Here is an 8,035-nt window from a genome sequence, read left to right as displayed (position 1 = left end):
GTCGCGGCGCGGCGGCTGTTGCGGCAGGCTGGCGAGCAGGGCCGCGCTCGCGGCGTCGCGGGCGGCGACCAGTCCGGCGCGCAGGGCGATGCCGCTGCGCAGTTGCCCCTGGGCGTCCTGCAGCATGGCCAGGGTCTGGCCCGCCCCCGGGGCGCCGAAGAACACCTTGAGGCGGCCGGGCGGGTTGCTGGCCCGGCTGGCGGTCGCGCCGCTGTCGTTCATCGCAAGACCATCGCTGGAAGTCATGGGGAAATCGCTGCCTGTACAAGGGTGAGCCCGGCAGGGGCGATTTTCCTCCGCCCGGCAGCGGCAGGGCGTAAAGAATCAGTAAAAACGCCGGGGCTCAGCCGCCGAGCAGATCGCGGCCCGTCCAGTCTAGCCCGCGGGCGGGCGCGCGGCCGAGCGGTGGTCGCCGCGGGGCGGCGGCGGACGTATGATGGACATCCGACCCGGCGCACGGGGTGCGCCGCGGGTGCCCCGGGGCCTGTCTTGAGGTGGCGGCGATGAACCTGAATGACGATTTCGAACAGCGTGTGGTGCTGCACACCGCCACCGCGCGTTGGCAGGACTCGCCGCAGCCAGGCGTGCAGCGCATCCCGCTGGATCGCGTCGGCGACGAGGTGGCGCGCGCCACCAGCCTGGTGCGCTTCGCCGCCGGCAGCCACTTCCCCGCCCATGTGCACGGCGGCGGCGAGGAGATCCTCGTGCTGGCCGGCGTGTTCAGCGACGAGAGCGGCGACTATCCGGCCGGCAGCTACCTGCGCAACCCGCCGGGCAGCCGGCACGCGCCGGCCTCGGTCGAGGGCTGCACCCTGCTGGTCAAGCTCTGGCAGTTCGCCCCGGACGACCAGGCCAGCGTCAGCCTCGATAGCCGACGCCTGCCCTGGCAGCGCAGCGCGGTCGATGGCCTGGCCGAGCTGGTGCTGCACGAGCATGGCGACGTGCGCACCGCCCTGCTGCGCCTGGAGCCCGGCACGGAGTGTCCGCAGCAGTGCTTCCCGGGCGGCGAGGAGCTGTTCGTGCTGTTCGGCCAGCTGAGCGACGAGGCCGGCGACTACCCGGCCGGCACCTGGCTGCGCAATCCGCGCGGCAGCTGCGCGCGGCGCCGCTCCCGCGAGGGGGCGGTGCTCTTCGTCAAGACCGGGCATGTCGGCGCGCCGACATGCTGGGATGTGGCGGGCAAGGAGCTGTCTTCGGCTATCCTCTCCTGAGGGCCGCTTGCGCGCCGTCCCGCCTCGACCGGTGCGCGCCATCGGTCGTTGCCCGTTCTTGGCGGAGGAGCACCGAAGTGACCCTGCAACCCCTGGAAACCCTGCTGGTCGCGGTGCTGGCGTTGCTGCTCGGCCGCCTGGTCAACCGCCTGATCCCGGTACTGTCCCACTACAACATTCCCGACCCGATCACCGGCGGGCTGCTGTTCGCCATCGGCCTGACCCTGTTCGGCCACCTCGCCGCCTTCCAGCCGCAGTTCGACACGGTGATGAAGCCCGGCCTGCTGCTGGCCTTCTTCGCCGCGGTGGGGCTGTCGGCCAACCTCGGCATGCTCAGGCAGGGCGGCAGGCGCCTGGTGCAGTTCGTCATCGTGATGATCCCCTTCCTGTTCCTGCAGAACATCCTCGGCCTGCTGATCGCCTTGGGGCTGGACATGCACCCCCTGATGGGGCTGGTCGGCGGCACCATAACCCTGGTCGGTGGACATGGCACCGGCGCGGCCTACGCCGAGCGCTTCGCCGAGGTGAACAACCTGCAGTCGATCATGGAACTGTCGATGACCGCGCCCACGCTCGGTCTGGTGTTCGGCGGCATCGTCGGCGGTCCGCTGGCCCAGTGGCTGATCCGTCGCCACCGGCTGGCCGGCGGCGCACATGACCACGCGACCGAGGCGGACGGCGGGTCAGCCGAGGCGCCGGTGAACCTCGCCAACTTTCTCGGTGTGCTGGCCGCCACGCTGCTGGCGCTGGTCGGCGGGCAGCAACTGGCCGCCTGGGTCGGCGAGGGCACGGTGACCGTGCCGGGGTTTCTCTGGTGCCTGCTGCTCGGCGTGGCGATCCGCAACCTGGCGCCGTTGCTGGGGCTGCGCCTCAACGACGGGGCGATCGACCTGATGGCGTCGCTGACCCTGTCGCTGTTCCTGGTGATGACCATGATGGCCCTGGACCTCGCCCAGGTGGTCGGCCTGGCCGGCCCGCTGCTGCTCATGGTGGTCGCCCAGACCGTGCTGGCCGTGCTCTACGGCGCCTGGGCGGTGTACCGCTTCGTCGGCCGCGACTACGAGAGCGCGGTGCTCTCGGCTTCCTTCTGCGGCTTTGCCATCGGCTCCACCGCCACCGCGATGGCCAACATCCAGGCCATCACCCGCAAGCACGGGGCGGCGCCGCAGGCCATGGTGGTCACGCCGCTGGTCGGCGCCTTCCTCATCGATCTGCTCAACGCCCTGGTGCTGACCGGATTCCTGACGCTGCCGTGGATGGGGGGCTGATCATGTTGCGCACCTTGCTGGTCGCCGTACTGGCCCTGCTGCTGGGCGCCTGTTCGCGTGGCCCCGACCAGGCGACGCTGGAGGGCGACCTGCAGCGACGCCTGACCCAGGCGTTCGGCGAGGGCGTCCTGGGCATCTCCGAGCTGCAGCGGCGTGGCTCGGCCAGCGATGCCAAGGCGCCGCCCGAGGAAACGCGCGTGGTGGTGTATTTCGACAGCGAGCTGGAGGTGCTGCGCGACCAGGATTTCGGTTCCTGGGATTCGCCCGGGGTGGCCAGCCTGATCAGCGCCCTCGGCGCCGGGCCGCGCGGGCTGTCCGGCGTGCAGAGCGGCGGCAACCGCCGAGGCGACCGGCTCAAGGCGCACGGCAGCCTGATCTACCGGCAGGTCGAGGGTGGCTGGCAGGTTGTGGTGCCGCAGGGCTTCAGCGCGCCGCGCGCCCCGCAGCCCGGCGAGGGCGGCACCGGCTCGCCCGACGAGCTGCTGATCGCCGCGGTCGGCACCGCCCTGAAACTCTCGCCCACCGGCGCGGGCGTGAGCGAGCGGCAGATCATCCGCGACGAGATGCAGCGCTCGCTGGCCAGCATCCAGGGACGACTGAGCCGCCTGCACCACGGCTATCCGCTGGCCGGCGGTCCCGCCGGCGGACAGTACGCACGCTTCGCCGTGGCCCTGGGCAGCCTGCTCGGGGAGCGGGGCCTGCACGTCGTGCCGCTGACCACCGAGGGCGGGGTGGCCAACCTGCGCATGCTGCGCCGCGGCGATGTCGTGCTGGCCCTGTCGCAGAGCGACGCGGTGCACTACGCCAGCACCGGCAGCGGCCCCTTCGCTGGGGAAGGTCCGTACAGCCAGCTGCGCACCCTGGCCAGCCTCTACCCGGAGCCGCTCCATGTGCTGGTGCGTGGCACCGGGCCGATCCGCACCATCGCCGGCCTGCGCGGCCAGCGCGTCAATCTCGGTCAGCCGGGCTCGGCTTCGCGCGACACCGCGCTGGCGGTACTGGCGGCCCATGGGCTCAAGCCGGAGGATCTCGGCGAAGCGGCCAGCCTCGACCTGCAGCAGGCCCTGGCGGCGCTGCGCGACGGTCGGCTCGATGCGGTGATCCAGGTGATAGGTGCGCCGGCCGACCAGATCCGCGCCGCCAGCGAGGCGCTCGACCTGCGCCTGCTGCCCCTCGACGAGCCGGCCGTCCGCCAGCTGGTGGCCAGCCGTCCGGGCACCTTCGCCATGTCGTTGGCTGCCGGCAGCTATCCCCGCCAGCCGGCCCCCGTCGCCACCCTGGCGGTAAGCAGCCTGCTGCTGTGCGACCAGCAGTTCAGTGCCGCGGAGGCCGAGCAGCTGGTGCGGGCGCTGTTCGCCCCGAGCAATCGCTGGCTGGCGTGGGGCAGCATCCAGGGCGAGCAGCTGTCGCCTGCCAACGCCCGGCGAGCCCTCACCGTGCCCCTGCACGAGGGGGCGCTGCGCGCCCTCGACGCTGGCCCGGCAGGCGCCGAGGCGCGCTAGGCCAGGGGCGTCGCCCGGACAGCAAAAAGCCCGCCGATGGCGGGCTTCTCACTGGGGCGCTGGTCCTTCAGCTGGTTCGATAGTGCAGGGGCTGAGGTGAAAAAAGCGTGAAGAGCTCGGGGCGCTCCGCCGCCGCCGACCGGCGGCCAGGCGCAGCGGTCGCCGAGCGTGCGCCATGTCCGCAAACGGGGGCGTGGTGGCAGGCCCGTCGTCTCTACGGCGGCAGCGGCAGAGCGGTGCCGGGGATCTGCAGGTACTCGAACACCCGCTGTGTGGATGGCGAGGCGCCCAGGGTGTCGAGCAGCAGGGGCAGGTTGATGCCGACGCCGATGAAGGGATGCCGCTCGGTGTCGTCGAAGAACTCCTGGTCGTCGTCGCCATAGCCGCGGGTGCCATAGCCCACCAGCAGGTCGAAGTGCCTGAGCGCCGAGTCGCGCGCACCCCAGGCGCGCAGCGGAAAGGCGAGCATCCAGCGCGAGCCGGAGTAGTCGGTGGCGAGGTCGCTGTGCTGGCCGTGGCGCATCGCGGGCGATGGGAAGTACTCCCAGCGGAACTGCACGCGCTCGCGCCAGCCCGCATGGCGCTGGCGCAGATACTCCAGGCCCACGCCGGCCAGGTTGGCGACCTGGTCTTCCCAGCTGAATCCGTGCTCGGGCGAGAAACCGTCGCCCAGCTCCACCGCGCTGGTCAGCAGCAGGCCGCTGAAGGCACCGAGACGCGCGGCCTGCGCCTCGTCGTAGCCCCAGCGGCGGTAGAGGCTGGCGGTGAGCGCCGTGGCCACCGCGCCCGTGTAGGCGTGGCCGAGCTTGTCGGCGCCGCCGCTGTCGGTGTGGCTGCCGAACCAGCCCTCGCTTGAGCTGCGGAACGAGGTTTCGCCCCAGTCCCATTTGGCGAAGCCGTAGGCCGTGACGCCGGCGACGATGCCCAGGTTGAGCGCCTGGGCCTTGCGTTCGCGGCTCCACCCGTGCGCGGCGCGCTCGCCGCTGTCGTCGGGCGGCGTGGCCTGGGCTGCGAGCGACGAGGTGGCGAGGGCGCCGAGCAGGCAGGCCAGCAGGCGAGGCGGTGTGGACGATGCAGGCAACTCGGTGCCTCCCCGTTGGGCAGGATGCGGCTGGCGCGGCTGCGCCAGGTCCTCCAAGCGTAGTCGCAGTGCCGGCGGCGCGGCACAGCCCGGACGGCAGGAAGCCCGCACGGGGCGGGCTTCCTGTGGGTTTCCTGCGGGAGCGGCGCGTCGGCTGGCGCGGGTCAGAGCACGCCGAACACCTTCTTGGCCAGGCTGGTGGCGGCGCCGGCCGGATTCTGGCGGATGCCGGCTTCCTGCTCGGCGATCACCTCGAACAGGCCGTCGAGGGCCTGCTCGGTGACGTAGCCCTCGAGGTTGGCGCTCTTGGCGTCCAGCACGCCGAAATTGGCGGCGCTGCCGGCGAAGGCGTTGTACTGCTGGGCCAGGCCGACCTTGTCGGTGGCCTGCTTGACGATGGGCAGGAAGCGCGCGCGGATCTGCTCGCGGCTGGTGCGGCTGAGGTACTGGGTGGCGGCGTCCTGCGGGCCGGCGAGGATGCCCTTGGCGTCGCTGATGGTCATCTTCTTCACCGCATCCAGCAGCAGCGCCTGAGCCTCGGGCACCGCGGCCTCGGCGGCCTTGTTCATGGTCAGTTCGAGCTGCTCGACCTGGGAGCCCATGCCCATCATCTTCATGGTCTTGGCCACCTTGCCGAGGTTGCCCGGCAGGCCGATGCGCACGTCGGGATCGTTGCTGAAGCCGCCGGGCTTGCCGAGCTGCTGCACGGCGATCCGCGCGCCCTGGCTGAGGGCGTCCTTGAGGCCGCCGCTGGCGTCCTGCTGGGTGAGGTCGGCGAGGGACAGGGCGAGGGCGTTGGCGCTGAGCGCGAGGCCGGCGAGCAGGGTGGCGATACGGCGCATGGGGGCGATCCTTGGCTGGTAAGTGTTCTTCATCCTAGCAGCTCGGCGAGCCGTCACGCTGCGACCGCCGCTACAGCGCCGGCGGTCGGAAACGCTTGAGGCGCAGGGCGTTGCCCAGCACGAACACGCTGGACAGCGCCATGGCGCCGGCGGCGAAGACCGGCGACAGCAGCATGCCGTTGAAGGGGTAGAGCAGGCCGGCGGCCAGCGGGATCAGCGCGGTGTTGTAGGCGAAGGCCCAGAACAGGTTCTGGCGGATGTTGCCGAGGGTCGCCCGCGACAGGGCGATGGCGCTCGGCACGCCGCGCAGGTCGCCGGACATCAGCACCACGTCGGCCGCCTCGATGGCCACGTCGGTGCCGCTGCCGATGGCCAGGCCGACGTCGGCGGCGGCCAGCGCCGGTGCGTCGTTGATGCCGTCGCCGACGAAGGCCAGGTGGCCGTGGGCGGCCCTGAGGCGCTCGACCGCGGCGACCTTGCCCTCCGGCAGCACCTCGGCGACCACCTCGTCGATGCCGAGCGCCCGGGCGATGGCCTCGGCGGTGCGGCGGTTGTCGCCGGTGATCATCGCCACCCTGAGGCCCAGGCCGTGCAGCGCGCGGATCGCCTCGGGGGTGCCGTCCTTGATGGGGTCGGCCACCGCCAGCATGGCCGCCAGGCGGCCGTCGATGGCGGCGTACAGCGGGGTCCTGGCCTGGTCGGCCAGGCGCTGCGCCGCGTCGGAGAAGATGGCGACGTCCAGGCCCAGTTGCGCCATGAAGCGGTCGGCGCCGATCTCCACGCGCACGCCGTCCACCGTGGCGCGCACGCCGTGGCCGGTGACCGCCTCGAAGTTCTCCAGGCTGCCGAGCGGCAGGCCCTCCGCCTGCGCCGCGGCGACGATGGCGCGGGCGATGGGGTGCTCGGACCTGTCCTCGACCGTGGCGAGCGCGGCCAGCACGGACTCGCGGCTGAAGCCTTCGGCGAGCAGCAGGTCGGTCAGCGCCGGCTTGCCGCGGGTCAGGGTGCCGGTCTTGTCCAGCGCCACCACGCGGGCGTTCCTGAGCGACTGCAGGGCGGTGCCCTGGCGGAACAGCACGCCCAGCTCGGCGGCGCGGCCGGTGCCGACCATGATCGAGGTGGGCGTGGCCAGGCCCATGGCGCAGGGGCAGGCGACGATCAGCACGGCCACCGCGTTGACCAGGGCGAAGGTCAGCGCAGGCGCCGGGCCGAACAGCAGCCAGGCGGCGAAGGTCAGCAGGGCGGCGAGCATCACCGCCGGCACGAACCACAGGGTGACGCGGTCGACCAGCGCCTGGATCGGCAGCTTGGCGCCCTGGGCCTGCTCGACCAGGCGGATGATCTGCGCCAGCACGCTGTCGCCGCCGATGCGCGTGGTGCGCAGGGTCAGCGCGCCGTTCTGGTTTACGGTGCCGCCGACCAGCGCGGCGCCGGGTGCCTTGGCCACCGGCAGCGGCTCGCCGGTGATCATCGACTCGTCGACGAAGCTGTCGCCCTCGACCACCTCGCCGTCCACCGGCACCCGCTCGCCGGGGCGCACTTCGACCAGGTCGCCGACGCGCACCGCGTCGATGGCCACTTCCAGGGCCTGGCCGTCGCGGCGCACCCTGGCGGTGCGCGGCTGCAGGCCGATCAGCCGGCGGATCGCCTCCGAAGTGCGCCCCCTGGCGCGTGCCTCGAGGAAGCGGCCGAGCAGGATCAGGCTGACGATCACCGCCGCCGCCTCGTAGTAGACGTGCACGGTGCCGGCCGGCAGCAGGCCGGGGGCGAGGGTGGCGACCAGCGAGAACAGCCAGGCGGCGCTGGTGCCGACCGCCACCAGCGAGTTCATGTCCGGCGCGCCGCGCAGCAGCGCCGGCACGCCGAGGCGGAAGAAGCGCCGGCCGGGGCCGAACAGCACCGCCGTGGTGAGCAGGCCCTGCACCAGCCAGTTGGCCTGCTGGCCGAGGGAGGCGAGGATCCAGTGGTGCAGGGCGGGGATCAGGTGTGCGCCCATCTCCAGCACGAACACCGGCAGGGTGAGCACGGCGGCGAGCAGCAGCGAGCGCCGCAGTTCGGCCAGTTCGGCCGCGCGGCGCGCCTCCTCGGCGTCGGCCTGGGCGCCGGCGGCGGCCAGCGGCTCGGCGGCGTA

Annotated in this window: 7 protein-coding genes; 3 read left to right on the top strand and 4 right to left on the bottom strand. The window is 72.5% G+C overall.

The features are described 5' to 3' along the window. A partial coding sequence (locus tag E5198_RS19390) for a hypothetical protein (protein WP_372239898.1) occupies window positions 1-246 on the bottom strand: 246 nt, incomplete at its 3' end. 257 nt (window positions 247-503) lie between these two features. Between E5198_RS19390 and E5198_RS19385 the strand changes: the two genes are divergently transcribed. From E5198_RS19385 to E5198_RS19375, 3 genes are all read left to right on the top strand, one after another. Next, the gene (locus tag E5198_RS19385) at window positions 504-1,211 is read left to right on the top strand and encodes a cupin domain-containing protein (protein WP_136491574.1); all 708 of its coding nucleotides are present in this window, start codon (window positions 504-506) and stop codon (window positions 1,209-1,211) included. A 77-nt stretch (window positions 1,212-1,288) separates the two neighbouring features. Then, window positions 1,289-2,479 (top strand): sodium/glutamate symporter, encoded by a 1,191-nt coding sequence (gene gltS / locus E5198_RS19380; RefSeq protein ID WP_136491573.1) that lies wholly within the window; start codon window positions 1,289-1,291, stop codon window positions 2,477-2,479. A gap of 2 nt (window positions 2,480-2,481) precedes the next feature. After that, window positions 2,482-3,981 (top strand): TAXI family TRAP transporter solute-binding subunit, encoded by a 1,500-nt coding sequence (locus E5198_RS19375; RefSeq protein ID WP_136491572.1) that lies wholly within the window; start codon window positions 2,482-2,484, stop codon window positions 3,979-3,981. A gap of 214 nt (window positions 3,982-4,195) precedes the next feature. Here E5198_RS19375 and E5198_RS19370 read toward each other — a convergent pair whose 3' ends face one another. The 3 genes from E5198_RS19370 to E5198_RS19360 all read right to left on the bottom strand — a co-directional run. Then, entirely contained in the window at window positions 4,196-5,062 is an 867-nt protein-coding gene (locus E5198_RS19370; protein ID WP_168772561.1) for a DUF2279 domain-containing protein, read from the bottom strand. Between the two features lie 164 nt (window positions 5,063-5,226). After that, window positions 5,227-5,904: a DUF4197 domain-containing protein gene (locus E5198_RS19365; RefSeq protein ID WP_136491570.1), complete on the bottom strand. Its 678-nt coding sequence runs from the start codon at window positions 5,902-5,904 to the stop codon at window positions 5,227-5,229. 70 nt (window positions 5,905-5,974) lie between these two features. Next, window positions 5,975-8,035 (bottom strand): copper-translocating P-type ATPase (locus E5198_RS19360; RefSeq protein WP_136491569.1); only part of this gene is annotated, 2,061 nt, incomplete at its 5' end.

It is taken from the genome of Pseudomonas sp. A-1 (assembly GCF_004801855.1).
In the GTDB taxonomy this organism is placed as follows: Bacteria; Pseudomonadota; Gammaproteobacteria; order Pseudomonadales; family Pseudomonadaceae; genus Geopseudomonas.
Note: the sequence above shows the minus strand (reverse complement) of the source record. Positions and strands in the feature narration are given on the sequence as shown.